Raw genomic sequence first — 848 nt, forward strand, 5'->3', positions numbered from 1 at the left:
GTCGGAGGCAGGGCGCGGGGCGGGCAGCGCGACGGCGGCGAGCCGGGCGTCGCGCGCGCCGGTGCGCCGGGCCCGGTCCACCAGAGCGGACGTCGTCCCGAACACCACGGTGGCCGCCTTGGCGACCCGGCGTTCCAGCAGCCGCAGGAAGTGGGCGCGCGGCCCGTCCGTGTGCGCCCGGTCGTGCCAGGTGACGACGAGGGGGGTGCGCCTGCCGCTGAGGGCGAGCGCGGCGCGGAAGGAGGCGTGCAGCCCGTGTGCGTGGACCAGGTCGGCGTGCGTGCAGACCCACCGCAGCGCGGCGACCGAGCCCGGGTCGCTGCTGCGGGGCACGTGCACGTGGGCGGCCCCGGTGCCGCTGAAGTCGTAGGTGCGTTCCGCCTCGAAGGGGGCGCACACCGTGACCCGCACGCCCCGTGCGACGAGCCCCGCCGCCAGCGACCGCACGTGGGTGCTGCTGGTGGCGTTGCCCCCGCCCAGCACCTGCACGGTGCGCAGCGGCGACTGGCCGTGCGGTGAGTTGCTGCTCGCGGCGGTCACGTGGCCGGGCTCCTGGTTCGGGTCGGGCGGTCACGAAGAACGTACAGAAGGATCACGCGGAGGGGGTGGACCGCGCGGTTTCCTTCGCGTACTCCGTCAAGGATGCCAGGGCGTACGGGCGTTCCGGACCGGCCGGCCGGGGCCGCCCGGGACACGGCGGACGCCTCCTTCACCCGTACGAGTGAAGGAGGGTGAGGTTCCGGCGGGGTGCGCGCAGCGGGCGGCGCGCCACCGCGCTCACCCGGTCGCCGCACGCCGCGAGGGCGACCAGGGCGGCGGCACGGGCGGACAGCCCGGCCCGCCCGGAC

General features: G+C 77.1%; 1 protein-coding gene. It reads right to left on the minus strand.

Annotated elements, in window-relative coordinates:
• Positions 1–540, minus strand: a 540-nt coding sequence (locus G3I53_RS21735; RefSeq protein WP_164438684.1) for a glycosyltransferase, incomplete at its 3' end; no start/stop codon positions are given.
• Positions 541–848: the final 308 nt, after the last annotated feature.

The organism is Streptomyces sp. SID14436 (genome assembly GCF_010548465.1).
Classification (GTDB): Bacteria; Actinomycetota; Actinomycetes; order Streptomycetales; family Streptomycetaceae; genus Streptomyces.